A 19,200-nucleotide genomic window follows, 5' to 3' on the forward strand; every position below is an offset into this window, starting at 1 on the left:
GGGTCAGGACTCCGGCGTCACGATTGCGGCGTGGACCGCTTGCGCCGGGTGAAGACCCGCCGCACCGGCGCGCGGACCGCCTCGACCGCCCGGCCGACCCGGGTGCCGGCCGCCGCCCGGGCCGCCCGCACCGCGTCGGAGATCCGCCACCACAGCTGGGCCGAGGACGGCGGCAGCAGCAGCGCCCTGGTCCGCCCGGCCCGGCCGGCGCTCGCCCGCAGCCCGCGCCGGACGGTGCGGACGTCGGCGGCCAGCGGCTCCGTGGTGGGCCGCCCGGGCGGGGCGTAGAGCACCCGCTCGGTGGCCAGCGCCAGCCGGCCGGTGGCGGCCGAGGAGTCCGCGTCCAGCTGCGCCTTCTCGGTGATCCGGCGGGCCGCCGAACGCGGGGTGCGTGACTCGTCCGGGGGAATTCCGAGGTCCCAGGCGGAGTCGATCAGCTCGTCCCAGGCGGCCAGCACCTGGGCGTCGGTCAGCTCCGCCGGCCCGCTCCCGCCAGGCCCGCGCCGGCCCCCGCCGCCCAGTCGGCGGCGGCGCACGGCGGCGCGCCAGAGCATCGGGGCGAGCAGCAGTGCGATCAGCACGAGCACCGCGGCCAGGGTGCCGAGCACCTGCGGGGAGAGCAGCCAGGACTCCTCGGCGGCCGTGGCGACGGCCTTGCCCTTGGTGTCGCACTCGCCCAGCTGGCGCTGCTTGGGGGTGCAGTCCGAGCTGGAGGTCGGCGCGGGGGCGGCCGAGGCGCTCTGCGGGGCGGCGGTCACCTGCTGGGTCGGCGCGCTGGTCGGGGCGTTGGACGCCTCGGTGTAGCGGGCCGGGACGCCGCGGCTCGGGGTCGGCTCGAAGCGCAGCCAGCCGTAGCCCGAGAAGTACAGCTCGGGCCAGGCGTGGTACATCCGGCCGGTCACCGAGTAGAGGCCGCCGCCCTTGTTGTCGCCGGGGGTGAAGCCGACGGCCACCCGGGCCGGGATCTTCAGTACCCGGGCCATCGCCGCCATGGTGGAGGCGAAGTGCACGCAGAAGCCGCGGCGGTCGCGCAGGAAGACGGCGATGGCGTCGCTGCCGGTGCCGCCGTTGACCGCGGTGTCGTACGTGAAGTCCGGCCCGGTGAACCAGTTGACCAGCGCCGTCGCCCGGTCGTAGTCGTTCCGGGCGCCGGCGGTGACGGCCCTGGCCTTCTCGGCGACCACGGGCGGCAGGTCGGCCGGGACGGCGGTGTAGTGCTCCCTGATGTCCTGCGGCGCGGTGGCCGCGAGGCGCAGGTCGTTGGCGGTGGGCCGCAGGTCCAGGGCGCTGACGTGGTAGCTCAGGTTGCGGATCGCCTTGTCGTTGGCCGGCAGGACGGTGCGGGTCAGCGGGTCGAGCTTCCAGTCGCCGGGCTTGGGGACCTGGACGGAGACGGCCGGGTAGGGCATCGGCAGCCAGCTGCCCTCCAGCCGGTCGCCGATCTTGAGGTCGACGTCGATCCGGGGGAGCTGGGCGTCGCGCAGGCCCTCGGGGGTGGGCAGCGTCGCCGGGAGGTCGGTGACCGTGGGGCTGGCGAGCTTCCAGTTGGTGCCGTCGAACTGGTCGAGCGAGCCGGTCCGCAGATAGGTCTGATCGGCCAGCGAGCTGTCCAGGGTGTAGGTGAGCAGCTCCGCGTCGGTCGGCCTGGTGACCGCGGCCTCCAGGCTGACCATCGGGTCGAGGCTGGTCAGGCTCCCGCCGGCGCCCTTGCCCTTCGACCCGCCGGAGCCGGAGTTCAGCAGTCCGGAGCTCCACTGCGGCAGGATCACCGGCAGCAGCAGCGCCACCGCCAGGGCCAGCACGCCGACCTGCCGGCCGCCCGGGCTGACCCGGCCGGACTCCACCGAGCCGCGCGCCCCGCCGTAGAAGACCCGGCCCCAGCGGGAGACCCGGTCCTGGCCCTCGGCGAACAGCAGCAGCAGGTAGCCGGCCGCGGCGACGGCGAACCAGACCCAGCTGCCGTGCTCCCCGGCCAGGCCGTTGCCGACCGAGTACAGGGCCAGCAGCGGCAGCCCGGCCAGCGCCGAGCGCCGGTAGGTCACCGCGACGGTGTCCACCGCGACGGCGATCAGGCCGATCGCCGAGACCAGGATCAGCCGCAGTCCGGCGGTGGGCGGAGCCGGGATGGCGTACTGCTGTATGTCGTCCAGGCCGGAGCTGAGGACCTGGTCCAGGACCCGTATCGTGGCCGGCCCGGGCAGTACCCCGCCGGCGCCCGCGAAGCCGAGCAGCAGCAGGAGGAGCAGGACCAGCAGCTGCCCGACCGGCACCGTCCAGCGGTACAGCGGGGAGCGGCGCAGGCCCGCGCCGACCGCGGAGATCACGGCGATCACCAGGACGGCGTGGGTGAACCAGCTGCGGGTGGTGAGCAGCGGCATCATGCACAGCGAGGCGAGGGCGGTGGCCAGCGCCGAGTACGCGGTCAGTTTGGCCCGGGTGGTCACGCGCCGGCCTCTTCTCGGTAGGGGGCGGTCGTCCTGCTGCCGTCGGCGGCCCGCCACAGGTCCGGTACGGAGTCCCCGGCCCGCACCGGGATCACCGTCCACCCGGACTCGCGCAGTTGCCGGACCCGGGCGCGGAAGTCGTCGCCGCCGGTGTCCGGGGCGAGCATCCGCAGGCCGGCCCAGGTGCCGGTGTCCAGCAGGAGGGCGATCGCCCCGCCGGCGCGGCTGCGCAGCCGGCCCAGCCGGGTGGCCTGGGCGTCGTCCAGGTCGCCGAGGACGGCGACCAGCAGGCCCTCGCCGCCGGCACGCAGCGGATCCTCGGCGCGGGAGAGGGTGCCGCCGTCGGACAGGTCGGCGACGGCGAGGGCGTCCAGGATCAGCCCGGAGGTGGCGGCGCTGCCGTGGCCGCCGCCCGCGCCGGGCGCGGGCACGGACAGCCCGGTGTCGGTGAGCAGCCGGGTCTGGTAGCCGCGCTCCAGCAGGTGCGCGCAGACCGAGGCGGCGCAGCCGACCGCCCACTCGAAGGAGGAGGCGGGGCCGCTGCCCCGGTGGGCGATCTCCCGGGTGTCCAGCACGACGGTGGCCCGGGCCTGCCGGGGCTGCTCCTCGCGGCGCACCATCAGCTCGCCGTACCGGGCGGTGGAGCGCCAGTGCACCCGGCGCAGGTCGTCGCCGGGCCGGTACTCGCGCAGGATCACGTCGTCGTCGCCGGCCAGCGCCAGGGTGCGGCTGTGGCTCTCGCCCTGGCCGATCCACTCGCCGCTGAGCCGTACCGACGGCAGCGCCTGGACCTGGGGGACGACGGTGAGGACGTCGGAGGCGGTGAAGGCGCGGGTCACCTCGCACATCCCGAACGGGTCGGACAGCCGCAGCTGGAGCGGCCCGAGCGGGTAGCGGCCGCGCAGGTCGGAGCGGACCCGGTAGGAGACTTCGCGGTTGCCGCGCGGCTCGACCCGGTCCAGCACGAAGCGCGGGCGCGGCCCGAGCACGTACGGGACCTTGTCCTCCAGCAGCAGCACGCCGGTGGGCACCCGGGAGACGTTGTCGACCCGCAGGTGGACCCGGGCCTCCTGGCCGGCGACGGCCCGGCGCGGGCTGAGCCGGCGTCCGCTGGCCACCCGGTAGCGGGTGTTGGCGACCACCACCACGGCGACCAGCGGCAGGGCGGCGAGCAGGACGCCGACGCGCAGCAGGGCGTTCTGGTCGAGCAGGTAGGAACAGACCACCGCGGTGACCCCGGCGGCGAGGAAGGACCGCCCCCGGGTGGTGAGACCGCGGAACCCGGCCCGCAGTCCCGAAGCGGAGTCGGACTGGGTCACCTCAGCCCCTCCGGACGGCCGGGCCGCCCTGCGGGCGCGGCAGCGGCAGCCGGGCGACCAGGTCGGTCACGATCTGCTCGGAGGTGCGGCGGCTGAGCTGGGTCTCGGCGGTCGGCATCAGACGGTGTGCCAGGACCGGGACGGCGAGGCGCTGGATGTCGTCCGGGGTGACGTAGTCGCGCCCGTCCAGCGCGGCGGCGGCGCGGGCGGCCCGGACCAGGTGCAGGGTGGCGCGCGGGGAGGCGCCCAGGCGCAGCTCCGGGCTGGTGCGGGTGGCGCCGACCAGGTCGACGGCGTAGCGGCGGACCGGGTCGGCGATGTGCACGCCGCGGACCAGGTCGATCAGCTTGAGGATGTCGGAGGCGTGCGCGACCGGCTGGAGGTCCTCCAGCGGGCTGGCGCCGGCGTGCACGTCCAGCATCGCGAGCTCGGCCTCGGGGCTGGGGTAGCCGATCGAGATCCGGGCCATGAAGCGGTCGCGCTGGGCCTCCGGCAGCGGGTACGTGCCCTCCATCTCGACCGGGTTCTGGGTGGCCACGACCATGAACGGCGAGGGCAGCTCGTAGCTGGTGCCGTCGATGGTGACCTGGCGTTCCTCCATGGACTCCAGCAGCGCGGACTGGGTCTTGGGCGAGGCGCGGTTGATCTCGTCGCCGACCACGACCTGGGCGAAGATCGCGCCCGGGCGGAACTCGAAGTCGTGCCGCTGCTGGTCGTAGATGTTGGTGCCGGTGACGTCCGAGGGCAGCAGGTCGGGCGTGAACTGGATGCGGCGCACGGTGCAGTCGAGCGAGCGGGCGAGCGCCTTGGCCAGCATGGTCTTGCCGACGCCGGGCACGTCCTCCAGCAGCAGGTGGCCCTCGGCGAGCAGGACGGTCAGGGCGATCCGGACGGCCTCCGGCTTGCCCTCGATCACGCTCTCGACGTTGGCGCGGACGCGGTCGACGACCGCGGCGAGCTCGGGGAGCCCGACCGGCTGGTACCCGTTCGCCCTCTGCTGCTCGCCCCCCGCAGGACTGCCGAGTCCGGCCTGATCGTTGTAGCTCGTCACCCGTTTACGCTCCCTGGCACCCTGTGCCCGCCCCGTCCCGAGGCCGGGCCCCACCCCATGCTTGACGCGGCCGTCCCGGGGGCGGTTCCGAACAAGGATCCGGCGCCGGGAAAGGCGGCCTGCGGCCTGGCCGCCCCAGGTGGTTCGGGGTCCGACCGGCAGGCGCATTCTCCCCCGCGGGATGGCCAGAAGTCACCATTCGGCGGTTCCCGAATGCCTGGACCGCGGGTGGCCGGTCCGCTCGTCTCCGGGCGGCTGCGGCGGGCCCGGGGACGAGCGGACGGAGTACTCAGCCGATCTCGCGCAGCAGGCCGGTGTGGACGTCGAAGACGAAGCCGCGGACGTCGTCGGTGTGCAGCAGGAAGGGAGAGGTGCGGACGCGCTGCATGGACTGGCGGACGTCGCCGTCCAGGTCGACGAAGGCCTCCACCGCCCACTGCGGGCGCTGGCCGACCTCCAGCTCCAGCTCGCGGCGGAAGTCCTCGGTGAGCCCGAGCAGGCCGCAGCCGGTGTGGTGGATCAGCGCGATCGAGCGGGTGCCGAGGGCGCGCTGGCTGATGGTCAGGGAGCGGATGGTGTCGTCGGTGACGACGCCTCCGGCGTTGCGGATGACGTGCGCGTCGCCGAGTTCGAGGCCGAGCGCCGCGAACAGGTCGAGGCGGGCGTCCATGCAGGCGACCACGGCGATCTTCTGCACCGGGCGGGCGTCCATCCCGCCGTCCTGGAAGGTCACGGCGTAGGTGCGGTTGGCCGTGACGAAGCGGTCGATGACGGTGGGTCTGGCAGGGGCGGCAGCGGCGTTCGGCGAGGGCCGGTCTGGTGTCACTGTCATGGTGGCGACGTTAGTGCGGATCGGGAGCGCGCGGTGGGGCGGGGAGCTACAGAACCGGGCGCCGCGATCGGGTGCATCGCCACAACCGGAGGGTTCGTCCGGGCTGGTGCGGGGTGACCCGCACGCGGGGCGGGGAGGGGGCGCGCGCCGGCCGTCGAAGGCCCCCGATCCGTGCCGCCACCGGTCCACCCGCACGCCCGCGACCTGCGGTGATCTGTACCGCCGCCCGGGTGGTGCGCCGGAGCGGACCATTGACTGGCAAGGCCCGCGCGATAGAGTTTGCGGCGCAGTGGAGCACACCCGCCGGGGCCCGTCAACCGGGCCTTCCCGGCCGGTGCGGCCCGGTCGACGCGGTCCGTGGCCTCCTCCCGCTCCGTGTCCACCTGGCGCACCTTCCCCGGTGCCGGGCGGTCACGACCTTCCCCTTGAGCGGGCGGGGACCACGGGCCGCTTCGTCGTGCCGGGGCACGGTGGGCGAGAATGGTCGCAGCTCCCGGACGTCGGGCTGCTCCGCACCGAGGAAGGGCGCCACCGCGCATGACCACCAACGAACCGGGCCCCAAGCACGTTCCGGTGATGCTCCAGCGGTGCATGGACGCCCTGGCCCCGGCGATCTCGCGCCCCGGTGCCGTCGTGGTCGACGCCACCCTCGGCCTCGGCGGGCACAGCGAGGCGCTGCTGACCCAGTTCCCGCAGGTGCGGCTGGTCGCGGTGGACCGCGACCCGGTGGCGCTGAAGCTGTCCGGCGAGCGGCTGGCCCCGTTCGGCGACCGGGCCACCCTGGTGCACGCCGTCTACGACGAGATCCCCGAGGTGCTGGAGCGCCTGGGCATCGACGAGGTGGACGGCGTCCTGTTCGACCTCGGCGTCTCCTCGATGCAGCTGGACGAGGCCGAGCGCGGCTTCGCGTACGCGCAGGACGCGCCGCTGGACATGCGGATGGACCAGACCCGGGGGATCAGCGCGGCGGAGGTGCTGAACACCTACAGCCACGGCGACCTGGCCCGGATCCTCAAGGTGTACGGCGAGGAGCGGTTCGCCGGGAAGATCGCCTCGGTGATCCTGCGGGAGCGGGAGAAGGAACCGTTCACCAACAGCGCGCGTCTGGTCGATTTGGTGCGCAACGCCATCCCGGCGGCGACCCGTCGGACCGGCGGGAACCCGGCCAAGCGGACGTTCCAGGCGCTGCGGATCGAGGTCAACGGCGAGCTGGAGGTCCTGGACCGGGCGATCCCGGGCGCGCTGGACGTCCTCGCGGTGGGCGGCCGGATCGCGGTGATGTCCTACCAGTCGCTGGAGGACCGCCTGGTCAAGCAGTGCTTCGCCGCCGGTGCGACCAGCACCGCTCCGCCGGGCCTGCCGTTCATCCCGGAGGAGCACCAGCCCTGGCTCAAACTGATCACTCGCGGTGCCGAGCTGGCCACCGAGGAGGAGATCGAGGAGAACCGGCGTGCCGCGCCCGTGCGGCTGCGGGTGGCGGAGAGGATCAGGAACCGTAGCAAGCGGGGCTGACGAACCGGTCCCGGCGGGTCCGAAGGGCGGAGGAGAGCGGTGGGGCCGGTGGCCGGTGAGGTCCGGGCGGGGCGGGGAGGACTCCCGAGACAGGGCAGGGCACGGATCACGGTCCGGCCGGGCAGGCGCCCGGTGCGGCGGCGCACGCCGTTCGCGGTGCTCATCGTGGTGCTGCTGGCGGCCGGGCTGCTCGGCCTGCTCACGCTGAACACCGCACTCAACGAGGGCTCCTTCGAGCTGTCCCGGCTGCAGAAGCAGACCACGACGGCGACCGACGAGCAGCAGGGCCTCCAGCACGAGATCGACCAGAGCTCGGCCCCGGACGCGCTGTCGCGGCGCGCGGCCGAGCTCGGCATGGTCCCGGCCGGCGGCATGGCCTTCCTGGACGTCCCGAACGGCGGCAAGGTGATCGGTACCCCGGGCCCGGCGCAGGACAGCCCGCCGGTCAAGCGGTCCACGGCCGAGCCGTGGCCGACCAGAGCCCAGCCGAGTGCCGCCCAGCCCGTCGCCGGGCCGTCGCCGGCCGCGCCGCAGCCGGGCGGTGCCCCGTCGCCCGCCGCCCCGCCGCCCGCGCCGACCCCGGCGGCGTCCGCCGGTGACTCGGTGATCCAGCTCAACCCGGTCCCGCCCGCCGCGGGCGCGAAGCCGAGCGGGGGTACCGGCCGGTGAGCGGGCGGAACGGGCGAACCGTCAACAGGTACGAATGGTGCGAAGCGTCCGCCGAGCGCAGCGAGGTGGTCGCATGAGCACTCCACGTCAGCCCACCAGTGGGTCCGGCGGCGGCAACGGCCGCCGTCCGGTGCCCCGCGGCGGTGCGCCGCGCGCGCAGTCCGGCTCCGGCCGCGGCCAGCCGGTCAAGGGTCAGCCCGCGAAGGGCCAGCCGGCCAGGAGCCAGCCGGCGAAGGGTCAGCCCGCCCGCAGCCAGTCGGCCAAGGCCCAGCCCGCCAGGTCGGCCTCCGTCGGCCGCACCCCGCGGGCGCCGCAGCAGCGCGGCCCCGAGGGACGCCCGCCGGCCCGCAGCCAGGCGGCGGTGCGCCCGCGGAGCCGTCCGGCGCTGCGCCCCAAGGCGCTCAAGCTGGCCGAGCCGAAGCGCCGGCTGCGGGTGATCAGCGTGGTGCTGTCGCTGGTGTTCTCCGTCTTCGCGGGCCGCCTGGTGCAGCTCCAGCTGGTGGACGCCGACGCGCTGGCCGCCGACGCCAACACCAACCGCTACCTGAACATCCCGATCACCGCCGAACGCGGCTCGATAACGTCCTCCGACGGGGTCTCGCTGGCGGCCACCGTCGACGCGTACGACATCACCGCCGACCCGGCGATGTTCACCCCGGAGGCGACCGGCATCCCGGACGCGCCGGAGCAGGCGGCCGCGTTGCTGTCGCCGATCCTCGGCGTGCCCAAGGAGAAGATCGCCGCCGACCTGCACACCCCGAAGAGCCGTTACAAGCGGCTCGCGGCCCAGCGGACCCCGGCCGCCAAGAAGCAGATCAGCGACCTCAAGTCGGGCCTGGAGAAGCAGGCCGGCTCGCGGGCCTGCCAGGCCCAGAAGAGGCTGCTCGGCAAGCCCGCCGACCAGGGCGGACGCACCCGGGTGGACAACGAGTGCGCCAACCCGCTGGCCGGAGTGTTCAACCGGGAGACCCAGAAGCGGATCTACCCCGCGGACGGGCTGGCGGCCAACCTGGTCGGCTTCGTCAACGCCGAGGGCGAGGGCGCCGGCGGCCTGGAGCTCCAGTACCAGAAGCTGCTGGCCGGCAAGGACGGCCACAGCAGCTACGCCCAGTCGGGCGGGCGCCTGGTGCCCACCGCGGGGGGCTCGATGGAGCCGGCCGTGCCGGGCGACGACGTGAAGCTGACCATCAACCGGGACATCCAGTGGGCCGCTCAGCGGGCGATCACCGACCAGGTGGCCAACTCCGGCGCGGAGAAGGGCTACGTGGTGGTCCAGGACGTGAAGACCGGTCAGGTCCTCGCGATGGCCACCGCGCCCGGCTTCAACCCGAACGACCTGAGCCTGTCCAAGCAGGCGCAGCTGGGCAACCCCGCCCTGGCCGACGCGTACGAGCCGGGCAGCACCGCCAAGCTGATGAGCCTGGCCGCCGTGCTGGACTCCGGCAAGGCCACCTGGGACACCAAGGTCACCGTGCCCAACCGGCTGGTCCGGGCCGGGCAGCAGTTCAAGGACGACATCGACCACGACCCCTGGTACCTGACCCTGGCCGGGGTGCTCGCCAAGTCGTCCAACATCGGCACCATCGAGGCGGTCGAGACCCTCGGCGACGGCGACCAGCTGAAGGCCAACCAGGTGCTGGACGGCTACATGCGCAAGTTCGGCGTGGCCCGGCCGACCGGCCTGGGCTTCCCCGGGGAGACCCCCGGGATGCTCAAGAAGCCGGAGGACCTGGTCGCCTCGGAGAAGTACAACATCTCCTTCGGCCAGGGCCCGCTGCAGATGAACGCGCTGCAGGCCACCTCGGTCTACTCCACCATCGCCAACGGTGGGGTGCGGGTCGCGCCCAGCATCGTCCAGGGCGTCACCGACCCGAACGGCAAGTACACGCCGAGCGCGCCGGGGGAGCAGACCCGGGTGGTCAGCCCGGAGACGGCCAAGACCCTCACCTCGATGCTGGAGTCGGTCGTCGACGACGAGCAGGGCACCGGCGGCAAGGCCGCCATCTCCGGCTACCGGGTCGCGGGCAAGACCGGCACCGCCAACCGGGGCGCCGCCAACGGCGTCGGCTACGACGGCTACACCGCCTCCTTCATCGGCTTCGCCCCCGCCGACGCCCCCCGGTACACCGTCTCCTGCACCCTCCAGGGCCCGGTCAACGGCCACTTCGGCGGCCAGCTGTGCGGCCCGGTGTTCAAGCAGGTGATGGAGTTCACCCTGAAGACCATGCAGGTCCCGCCGAGCGGCAGCCAGGCGCCCAACCTCACCGTCGACTGGAAGCCGTGAACGAGCGATGAGCAACGAACCGGCCGGGCCGGAGCACGGCGCGGCGAAGGGCCGGTTTGGCCCTGGACACCCTTCGGCGGATAGCCTTCCCGCCGTGCCGAAACCCGATCAAACCACCGTGAGTCCGCCCCGCCCGACCGGGACCACCGCCCTGCCGCTCGCCGAGCTGGCCGCCGAACTGGGCCTGCCGCCCGTCGAGGGCGGCGCCGTCAGCGGTGTCACCCACGACTCCCGCGCGGTCCGCCCGGGCGACGTGTACGTGGCCTTCCCGGGCGCCAACCACCACGGCGCGGCCTTCGCGGCCAAGGCCGCGGAGTCCGGCGCGGTGGCGGTGCTCACCGACCCGGCCGGCGTCGAGCAGGCGGCCGCCACCGGCCTGCCGCTGCTGGTCGTCGACCGGCCGCGGGCCGTCATGGGCGAGCTGGCCGCGATCGTCTACGGCCGCCCCTCCCGGCGGCTGCTGATGCTCGGGCTGACCGGCACCAACGGCAAGACCACCACCTCCTACCTGGTCGAGGGCGGCCTGCGCGGCGCCGGGCGCAGCCCGGGAGTGATCGGCACCGTCGAGATGCGGGTCGGCGAGGAGCGGATCAAGAGCGAGCGCACCACCCCCGAGGCCACCGACCTGCACGCGATCCTCGGCGTGATGGCCGAGCGCGGCGCCGACGCGGTGACCATGGAGGTCTCCAGCCACGCCCTGGTCTTCGGCCGCACCGACGGCGTCGCGTACGACGTCGCGCTGTTCAACAACCTGACCCCCGAACACCTCGACTTCCACCCGGACATGGAGGACTACTTCCAGGCGAAGGCCCGGCTCTTCCAGCCCGGCAAGTCCCGCCGGGGCGTGGTCAACCTGGACGACGAGTACGGCCGCCGGCTCGCCGCCGAGGCCGAGATCCCGGTGACCACCTTCTCCGCCACCGGCGCCGCCGGGGCCGACTGGCGGGCCGTGGACGTCCGACTCGGGCCGGTCGGCTCCACCTTCAGGGTGCTGGGCCCGGACGGCGCCGAGGCCGACGCCTCCGTCCCGCTGCCCGGTCCGTTCAACGTCGCCAACGCGCTCGCCGCGATCACCGTGCTGGTCGCCGCCGGGCTGCCGCTGGAGCGGGCCGTGGCCGGCGTCGCCGCCGTCCCCGGCGTGCCCGGCCGGCTGGAGCGGGTGGACGCCGGACAGCCGTTCGTCGCCGTCGTCGACTACGCCCACAAGCCGGACGCCCTCCAGGCCGTCCTCGCCTCGCTGCGCCAGGTCACCGAGGGCCGGCTGCACGTCGTGGTCGGCTGCGGCGGCGACCGCGATCCGCACAAGCGCGGCCCGATGGGCGCCATCGCCGCCCGCCTGGCCGACACCGCCCTGCTGACCAGCGACAACCCGCGCAGCGAGGACCCGTTGGCGATCCTCGCCACCATGCTGAACGGCGCCGCCGCGGTGCCCGAGGCCGAGCGCGGGGCCGTCCTGGTCGTCCCCGACCGGGCCGAGGCGATCGCACTCGCCGTCGCCCGCGCCCAGGCGGGGGACACCGTGCTGGTGGCCGGCAAGGGCCACGAGCTCGGCCAGTACGTACGAGACGAGATCCGCCCCTTCGACGACCGGGAGGTGCTGCGCGAGTCCGTCGCGCGGGCCGCGGCCGTACGGGGCGACCGAGGAGTAGAGCAGCAGTGATCGCACTGACCCTCGCCGAGGTGGCCGCCGCCGTCGGAGGCACGCTGGACGGCGCCGACCCGGACGCCCTGGTCACCGGCCCGGTCGAGGTCGACTCGCGGAAGGTGGTCCCCGGCGGCCTGTTCGCGGCCTTCGTCGGCGAGCACGTGGACGGCCACGACTACGCGGCCAAGGCGGTCGGGGACGGCGCCGTCGCGGTGCTGGCCTCCCGCCCGGTCGGCGTGCCCGCCGTCCTGGTCGACAGTGTGGTGGAGGCGCTCGGCAGGCTGGCGCGCGCCGTGGTCGCCCGCGCCGAGGGCACCGCCGTGGTCGCGCTGACCGGCTCGGCCGGCAAGACCAGCACCAAGGACCTGATCGCCCAGCTGCTCCAGCGCCACGGCGCGACGGTCTACCCGCCCGGCTCGCTCAACAACGAGATCGGCCACCCGATGACCGCGCTGCGGGTCGAGGCCGGCACCCGGCACCTGGTGATGGAGATGGGCGCCCGGCACAAGGGCGACATCGAGTACCTCACCTCGATCACCCCGCCCCGGATCGGCCTGGTCCTCAACGTCGGCACCGCCCACGTCGGCGAGTTCGGCTCCCAGGAGGCGATCGCCGAGGCCAAGGGCGAACTGGTGGAGTCGCTGCCCGCCGACGGCGCCGCGATCCTCAACGCGGACGACCGGCTGGTGCGCGCGATGGCCTCCCGCACCAGGGCGAAGGTGGTCCTGTTCGGGGAATCACCGGACGCCCACGTACGGGCCACCGACGTTCGCCTGGACGCCACCGGGCGGCCATCCTTCACGCTCACCACCCCGGCCGGTTCCGCGACCGTGCAGCTGCGCCTGTACGGTGAGCACCACGTCTCGAACGCCCTCGCCGCCGCTGCGGTGGCGGTGGAGCTCGGGATGTCCGTCGACGACACCGCGGCAGCCCTGGGCGAAGCGGGTGCGCTGTCCCGCTGGCGCATGGAGGTCGTCGACCGGGCCGACGGTGTCACCGTCGTGAACGACGCCTACAACGCGAACCCCGACTCGATGCGGGCCGCGCTGCGGGCGCTCGTCTCGATGGGCGGCCGGGGCCCGGAGCGCCGCCGCACCTGGGCGGTGCTCGGCGAGATGCGGGAGCTCGGCGAGGAGAGCCTGGCCGAGCACGACGCCATCGGGCGGCTCGCGGTCCGGCTCGACGTCACCAAGCTGGTGGCGGTCGGCGGACGCGAGGCGGCCTGCATGGAACTCGGCGCGAGGAACGAAGGTTCGTGGGGTGAGGAGTCGGTGCTGGTGTCCGACGCGGACGCGGCGGTCGAGCTGCTGCGCAGTCAGCTGCGGCCGGGGGATGTGGTCCTGGTGAAGGCTTCCCGTTCGGTGGGGCTGGAGAAGGTGGCCGAGGCCCTCCTGGCGGACGGTGTGGCCGAATAATGAAGCAGATCCTTTTCTCCGGGATGATCGGTCTCATCCTGTCGCTGCTCGGCACCCCGGCCCTGATCAAGGTGCTCGCGAAGCACGGCTACGGCCAGTACATCCGTGACGACGGCCCCAAGGCGCACCACAGCAAGAAGGGCACGCCCACCATGGGCGGCATCGCCTTCATCCTGGCGACCCTGATCGCGTACTTCGCCACGAAGGCGATAACGGGCGAGAGCCCGACGGCCTCCGGGCTGCTGGTGCTCTTCCTGACCGCGGGGCTCGGCCTGGTCGGCTTCCTGGACGACTACATCAAGGTGGTCAAGCGCCGCTCGCTGGGCCTGCGGGCCAAGGCGAAGCTGGCCGGCCAGTCGATCGTCGGCCTCGGGTTCGCCGTCCTGGCGATGCAGTTCCCGGACGACCGCGGGCTCAACCCGGCGTCCCAGAGCCTGTCCTTCGTCCGGGACTTCAAGTGGGCGATCGGCCCCGTCCTGTTCGTCATCTTCGCGTACTTCATGATCGCCGCGATGTCGAACGGCGTGAACCTGACGGACGGTCTGGACGGCCTCGCCACCGGTGCCTCGGTGATGGTCTTCGGCGCCTACACCTTCATCGGCATCTGGGAGCACACCCAGAGCTGCGCCTACGCCATCACCGCGACCGCCAACTGCTACGACATCCGCGACCCCCTGGACCTCGCCGTCGTGGCCTCCGCCCTGATGGGCTCCTGCTTCGGCTTCCTGTGGTGGAACACCTCGCCCGCCAAGATCTTCATGGGTGACACCGGCTCGCTCGCCCTCGGCGGCGCCCTGGCCGGTCTGGCGATCTGCTCCCGCACCGAGCTGCTGCTCGCCCTGCTCGGCGGCCTCTACGTGATCATCACCCTCTCGGTGATCATCCAGGTCGGCTCCTTCCGGATGACCGGCAAGCGCGTCTTCAAGATGGCGCCACTGCAGCACCACTTCGAACTCAAGGGCTGGACCGAGGTCCTGATCGTGGTCCGGTTCTGGATCATCCAGGGCCTGTGCGTCGCCGTCGGCCTCGGACTGTTCTACGCGGGATGGGTGACCGGATGACCGACCCCGACCTGACCAACCCGGACTTCGGCGGCCTGCCGGTCGCCGTCGCGGGGCTCGGCGTCTCCGGCATCAGCGCCGCGCGCGTCCTGCACGGCCTCGGCGCCCGGGTCACCGTGGTGGACGGCGGCAGCGGGCCCGGCCTGGCCGCCCGGGCCGCCGAGCTGGAGGCGCTGGGCGTCACCGTGCGGCTCGGCGACGGCGCGAGCCTGCCCGAGGGCACCGAACTGATCGTCACCTCGCCCGGCTGGGCGCCGGACAGCCCGCTGTTCGTCGCCGCCGAGGCGGCCGGGGTGCCGGTCTGGGGCGACGTCGAGCTGGCCTGGCGGCTGCGCAGGCCGCTGCCCGGCACCGGCGAGCCCGCCCCCTGGCTGGCCGTCACCGGCACCAACGGCAAGACCACCACCGTCCAGATGCTCGCCTCGATCCTCACCGCCGCCGGCCGGCGCACCGCCGCGGTCGGCAACGTCGGGGTCTCGGTGCTGGACGCGGTGCTCGCCGAGGAGCCGTACGACGTGCTCGCCGTCGAGCTCTCCAGCTACCAGCTGCACTGGGCGCCCTCGCTGCGCCCGTACTCGGCGGCGGTGCTCAACCTGGCACCCGACCACCTCGACTGGCACGGCTCGATGGAGGCGTACGCCGCCGACAAGGGCCGGATCTACGAGGGCAACGTCGTCGCCTGCGTGTACAACCTGGCCGACCCGGCCACCGAGGCGCTGGTCCGCGAGGCCGACGTCGAGGAGGGCTGCCGGGCGATCGGCTTCGGCCTCGGCGCGCCCGGTCCGTCGAACTTCGGCGTGGTGGACGGGCTGCTGGTGGACCGGGCCTTCGTCGAGGACCGGGCCAAGAACGCGGCCGAGCTGGGCGCCGTCGAGGACGTCAACCCGCCGGCCCCGCACAACATCGCCAACGCGCTCGCCGCGGCGGCGCTGGCCCGGTCGTACGGCGTCGACCCGAAGGCCGTCCGGGAGGGCCTGCGGGCCTTCCGCCCGGACGCCCACCGGATCGCCGAGGTCGGCGTGGTCCGCGAGGTCGCGTACATCGACGACTCCAAGGCCACCAACACCCACGCGGCGGCCGCCTCGCTCGCCGCCTACCGGCCGATCGTCTGGATCGCCGGGGGACTGGCCAAGGGCGCGACCTTCGACGACCTGGTGCAGGGCGCGGCCGAGCGGCTGCGCGGGGTGGTGCTGATCGGCGAGGACCGGGCGCTGATCCGGGAGGCGCTGGAGCGACACGCTCCGGATGTGCCGGTGATCGAGGCGGCCGAGGGCCAGACTGGCGCGGTGGCGATGGCCGAGGTCGTTCGAACGGCCGCGTCGCTCGCCCGATCGGGTGACACGGTGCTGCTGGCACCGGCCTGCGCCTCGATGGACATGTTCACCAACTACGGCGAGCGCGGCGACCTCTTCGCGGCGGCCGTCCGGGAGCTGGCGGGCGAGTAGGTGGTCCGGCGCGGGCGTCGGACGGAGAACAGTGAGCGGGGAGCGGTGGCGGGGCAGGGCAGAGCGGATTCCGGCGTGGAGAAGCGGGACGCCGCCGAGCCGATGAGAGTGATCTCCGCCACCACGACCAAGTACAAGTCGGCCGGTCCACTGGCCCGCGTCCAGGCCTTCCGGGCCCGGGTCCGGTACTGGCTGGACCGGCCGCTCACCCCGTACCTGCTGGTCGTCGGCAGCACCCTGCTGCTGGTCGTGCTCGGTCTGATGATGGTCTTCTCGGCCTCGCAGATCCTCGCCCTGAACCAGCACCACACGGCGCAGTACTACTTCCTCAAGCAGTTGATCGCGGCCATCCTCGGCCTGGTCCTGCTGATCGGCTTCGCCTCCGTCCCGGTGGCGGTGCTGCGGGTGATCACCTATCCGGTGATGATCGCTGTGATCGGCGCCCTCACACTGGTGGCCATCCCCGGCATCGGGGTGCGGATCAACGGCAACCAGAACTGGCTGGACTTCGGCTTCTTCCAGTTCCAGCCCTCGGAGTTCGCCAAGCTCGCGCTGGTGCTCTGGGGCGCCGACCTGCTCGCCCGCAAGCAGAAGGCCGGCACCCTCAACTCGTGGAAGCACCTGCTGGTGCCACTGGTGCCGGGGGCCCTGCTGCTGCTCGCGCTGATCATGTTCGGCGGCGACATGGGCACCTCGATGATCCTGGTGGCCATGGTGTTCGCGCTGCTCTGGATGGTCGGCGCGCCGCTGCGGCTGTTCGTGGCCACCCTCGGGGTGGCGGTGGTGGTCTGCACCGCCCTGGTGGTCACCGTGCCGCACCGGGCGGAGCGGCTGAGCTGCATCGGCGTCACCAAGCTCGACCCGGAGGGCGCCTGCTTCCAGGCCCTGCACGGCGTCTTCGCGTTCGCCAACGGCGGCGGCTTCGGCACCGGCCTCGGCGCCGGCGTGGAGAAATGGGGCCAGCTGCCCGAGGCGCACACCGACTTCATCTTCGCCGCGACCGGCGAGGAACTCGGTCTGGTGGGGACGCTGTCGGTCCTCGGTCTCTTCTCGGCACTAGGCTACGCGGGTATCCGTGTGGCCATCGGTACGAAGGACCCCTTCGTCAGGTACGCCGCGGGAGCCGCCACCACCTGGATCATGGCGCAGGCCATGATCAACCTGGGGTCGGCGCTGGGACTGCTGCCCATCGCGGGCGTCCCGCTCCCGCTGTTCTCCTACGGCGGTTCCGCCATGCTGTCGGCCATGTCCGCGATCGGAGTGCTGCTGTGCCTGGCGCGCAGCACCTCGGGCGCGAAGGCGGCCCTGGCCGCCCGGAGCAAGAACTCCCGGATCAGGAGACAACTGGCCCGGGTGCTGCCACGACGACGAACCACAGCGCGCCCGGCCCCGGGGCCGGCACGCAGGGAGCGGTGAATTTCGGTGCATGTCGTACTCGCCGGCGGGGGGACCGCCGGTCACATCGAGCCGGCCATGGCCCTCGCGGATGCCCTCCGCAGGCACGACCCGTCCGTCGGGATCACCGCCCTGGGCACCGAGCGCGGACTGGAGACCCGGCTGGTCCCCGAGCGCGGCTACCAGCTGGAGCTCATCCCGGCCGTGCCGCTGCCCCGCAAGCCCACCCCGGAGCTGATCACCGTCCCCGGCCGGCTGCGCGGCACCGTCCGGGCCGCCCAGGAGATCATCGAGCGGGTCAACGCGGACGCCGTGGTCGGCTTCGGCGGCTACGTCGCGATGCCCGCCTACCTGGCCGCCAAGCGGGCCGGCGTGCCGATCGTGGTGCACGAGGCGAACGCCCGCCCGGGCCTGGCTAACAAGATCGGCGCCCGCTACAGCGACTTCGTGGCGGTCTCCACGCCGGACAGCAAGCTGCGCGACTCCCGGTACATCGGCATCCCGCTGCGCCGGACCATCGCCACCCTGGACCGCGCCGCGGCCCGCCCCGAGGCCCGCCACTACTTCGGCCTCGACCAGCGGCTGCCCACCCTGCTGGTCTCCGGCGGCTCCCAGGGCGCGCGCCGGCTCAACGAGACGATCACCGCGATCGCCCCGCGGCTCCAGCAGTACGGCGTGCAGATCCTGCACGCGGTCGGCCCGAAGAACGAGCTGCCGCAGGTGGCGGACGTCCCCGGGATGCCGCCGTACCGCCCGGTGCCGTACCTGGACCGGATGGACCTGGCCTACGCGGCCGCCGACATGATGCTCTGCCGGGCCGGCGCCATGACGGTGGCCGAGCTGGCGGCCGTCGGCCTGCCCGCCGCCTTCGTCCCGCTGCCGATCGGCAACGGCGAGCAGCGGCTGAACGCCCAGCCGATGGTCAAGGCCGGCGGCGGCCTGCTGGTGGACGACGCCGAGCTGACTCCGGACTGGGTGCTCCAGAACGTGCTGCCGGTGCTCACCGACCCGCAGCGGCTGTGGGACATGAGCCGGTCGGCCGCCGAGTTCGGCCGCCGGGACGCCGACGACCTGCTGGTCGGCATGGTCTACGAGGCGATCCAGGCCCACCGCGGCGGCCGCCGCCGTGGCTGACGGCCGGCTCGCCGACCCGTTGGAGGAGGAGTTGGAGGTGGAGGAGTCCGCTCCCCGCCTCCGGCTCTCCCGGCGGGGCATCGTGGTGCTGGGCGTGCTCGGCGCCACGGTGCTCGGCGTGCTGGCCTGGCTGGTGTTCCTCTCCTCGGTCCTGGACGTGCGCAGCGTCGCGGTCCAGGGCATGAGCGACGACAAGTTGACGGCGGACCAGGTCCGCGCGGCGGTCGGCGGGCTCGGTGACGGCCCGCTGGCGCGCGTGGACCTGGACGACGTCCGGCACCGGGTGGAGGGGATCCCCCGGGTGGCCGAGGCCGAGGTGTGGCGGGGCTGGCCGCACACCCTGCGGGTGAAGGTCGTCCAGCGCAAGGCGGTGGCCGCCGTCAAGGGGGATGACGGCCAGTTCACCCAGGTGGATGCCGGGGGCGTGAGCTTCGCCACCGAACCGGCTCCGCCGGAGGGCGTTCCGGTGGTCGAGCTGCGACTCAGTCAGCAGGCGAACGACGTGGACGGGGTGATCTCCCGTCCGCAATTGGTGCAGGGCGCGGTGGCGGTGGCCGCCGGGCTGCCGCCGGAGGTCGCCAAGCGGGCCGGCTCGGTGCTGGTGCACTCCTACGACGACATCGAGTTGCAGCTCAGCGGGGGTGCGACGGTGCGCTGGGGGAGTCCGGAGCAGATCGACCGGAAGGCCAGGGTGCTGGTCGCACTGATGAAGCAGAAGGGCACGAACTTCGACGTGACGGCGCCGGAGGCGCCGGCGGTGTCGGGATGATCCGGTAGGTTCTCTGCCTGAGGGAGGGGTTGACGCCTTGAAGTGTCGGCCCGACTCTTGGTGGTCACCCCCGGTTTCCTATGCCGGCCGATGATCACATAGGCTCAAAAGAAAAAGGGAAGCTCGGCGTGTTCGTTGAAACGCGTGCCCGGAGCCACCTAGTGTCCTGTGTCACCAGACTGTGTTTCCTGGTGATGTGACGGAGGCACAGAACTAACCCTAAAG

General features: G+C 73.4%; 14 protein-coding genes. 10 read left to right on the forward strand and 4 right to left on the reverse strand.

All coding sequences use genetic code 11. The annotated features are described in order from the left end of the window. Window positions 1-17: 17 nt before the first annotated feature. The 4 genes from ACFVVA_RS35335 to ACFVVA_RS35350 form a co-directional block, all read right to left on the reverse strand. The gene (locus tag ACFVVA_RS35335) at window positions 18-2,444 is read right to left on the reverse strand and encodes a DUF3488 and DUF4129 domain-containing transglutaminase family protein (RefSeq protein WP_387694814.1); all 2,427 of its coding nucleotides are present in this window, start codon (window positions 2,442-2,444) and stop codon (window positions 18-20) included. Beyond that, window positions 2,441-3,763, reverse strand: coding sequence for a DUF58 domain-containing protein (locus ACFVVA_RS35340; RefSeq protein WP_387694815.1), 1,323 nt, complete (start codon window positions 3,761-3,763; stop codon window positions 2,441-2,443). The genes ACFVVA_RS35335 and ACFVVA_RS35340 overlap by 4 nt, the downstream gene beginning before the upstream one ends. A gap of 1 nt (window position 3,764) precedes the next feature. Then, a complete protein-coding gene (locus ACFVVA_RS35345) occupies window positions 3,765-4,814 on the reverse strand; it encodes an AAA family ATPase (protein WP_380357231.1) in 1,050 nt (349 codons plus the stop codon). Window positions 4,815-5,103: 289 nt separating this feature from the next. Continuing rightward, window positions 5,104-5,646: a beta-class carbonic anhydrase gene (locus ACFVVA_RS35350; protein ID WP_387694816.1), complete on the reverse strand. Its 543-nt coding sequence runs from the start codon at window positions 5,644-5,646 to the stop codon at window positions 5,104-5,106. A 537-nt stretch (window positions 5,647-6,183) separates the two neighbouring features. Between ACFVVA_RS35350 and rsmH the strand changes: the two genes are divergently transcribed. From rsmH to ACFVVA_RS35400, 10 genes are all read left to right on the forward strand, one after another. Continuing rightward, window positions 6,184-7,158, forward strand: a complete 975-nt coding sequence (rsmH, locus tag ACFVVA_RS35355; protein WP_387694817.1) for a 16S rRNA (cytosine(1402)-N(4))-methyltransferase RsmH — start codon at window positions 6,184-6,186, stop codon at window positions 7,156-7,158. Window positions 7,159-7,290: 132 nt separating this feature from the next. Beyond that, window positions 7,291-7,827, forward strand: a complete 537-nt coding sequence (locus tag ACFVVA_RS35360) for a cell division protein FtsL (protein ID WP_387694818.1) — start codon at window positions 7,291-7,293, stop codon at window positions 7,825-7,827. 73 nt (window positions 7,828-7,900) lie between these two features. Beyond that, complete coding sequence (locus ACFVVA_RS35365) at window positions 7,901-10,111, forward strand: penicillin-binding transpeptidase domain-containing protein (RefSeq protein WP_387694819.1); 2,211 nt, start codon at window positions 7,901-7,903, stop codon at window positions 10,109-10,111. Between the two features lie 7 nt (window positions 10,112-10,118). Beyond that, entirely contained in the window at window positions 10,119-11,771 is a 1,653-nt protein-coding gene (locus ACFVVA_RS35370) for a UDP-N-acetylmuramoyl-L-alanyl-D-glutamate--2,6-diaminopimelate ligase (protein WP_387694820.1), read from the forward strand. Further along, window positions 11,768-13,171 carry a UDP-N-acetylmuramoyl-tripeptide--D-alanyl-D-alanine ligase gene (gene murF / locus ACFVVA_RS35375; RefSeq protein ID WP_387694821.1) on the forward strand — a complete coding sequence of 468 codons (1,404 nt, stop codon included), beginning with the start codon at window positions 11,768-11,770 and terminating at the stop codon, window positions 13,169-13,171. Before ACFVVA_RS35370 ends, murF begins: the two co-directional genes overlap by 4 nt. After that, complete coding sequence (mraY, locus tag ACFVVA_RS35380) at window positions 13,171-14,232, forward strand: phospho-N-acetylmuramoyl-pentapeptide-transferase (RefSeq protein ID WP_359827635.1); 1,062 nt, start codon at window positions 13,171-13,173, stop codon at window positions 14,230-14,232. Before murF ends, mraY begins: the two co-directional genes overlap by 1 nt. After that, entirely contained in the window at window positions 14,229-15,677 is a 1,449-nt protein-coding gene (murD, locus tag ACFVVA_RS35385) for a UDP-N-acetylmuramoyl-L-alanine--D-glutamate ligase (protein WP_387694822.1), read from the forward strand. The genes mraY and murD overlap by 4 nt, the downstream gene beginning before the upstream one ends. A gap of 75 nt (window positions 15,678-15,752) precedes the next feature. After that, window positions 15,753-17,093, forward strand: coding sequence for a putative lipid II flippase FtsW (gene ftsW / locus ACFVVA_RS35390; protein ID WP_387694823.1), 1,341 nt, complete (start codon window positions 15,753-15,755; stop codon window positions 17,091-17,093). Window positions 17,094-17,099: 6 nt separating this feature from the next. Then, a complete protein-coding gene (gene murG / locus ACFVVA_RS35395; RefSeq protein WP_359912813.1) occupies window positions 17,100-18,206 on the forward strand; it encodes an undecaprenyldiphospho-muramoylpentapeptide beta-N-acetylglucosaminyltransferase in 1,107 nt (368 codons plus the stop codon). Next, window positions 18,199-18,975: a cell division protein FtsQ/DivIB gene (locus ACFVVA_RS35400; RefSeq protein WP_387694824.1), complete on the forward strand. Its 777-nt coding sequence runs from the start codon at window positions 18,199-18,201 to the stop codon at window positions 18,973-18,975. Before murG ends, ACFVVA_RS35400 begins: the two co-directional genes overlap by 8 nt. The last annotated feature ends 225 nt before the right edge of the window (window positions 18,976-19,200 follow it).

It is taken from the genome of Kitasatospora sp. NPDC058048 (genome assembly GCF_042885555.1).
GTDB lineage: Bacteria > Actinomycetota > Actinomycetes > Streptomycetales > Streptomycetaceae > Kitasatospora > Kitasatospora lactacystinica.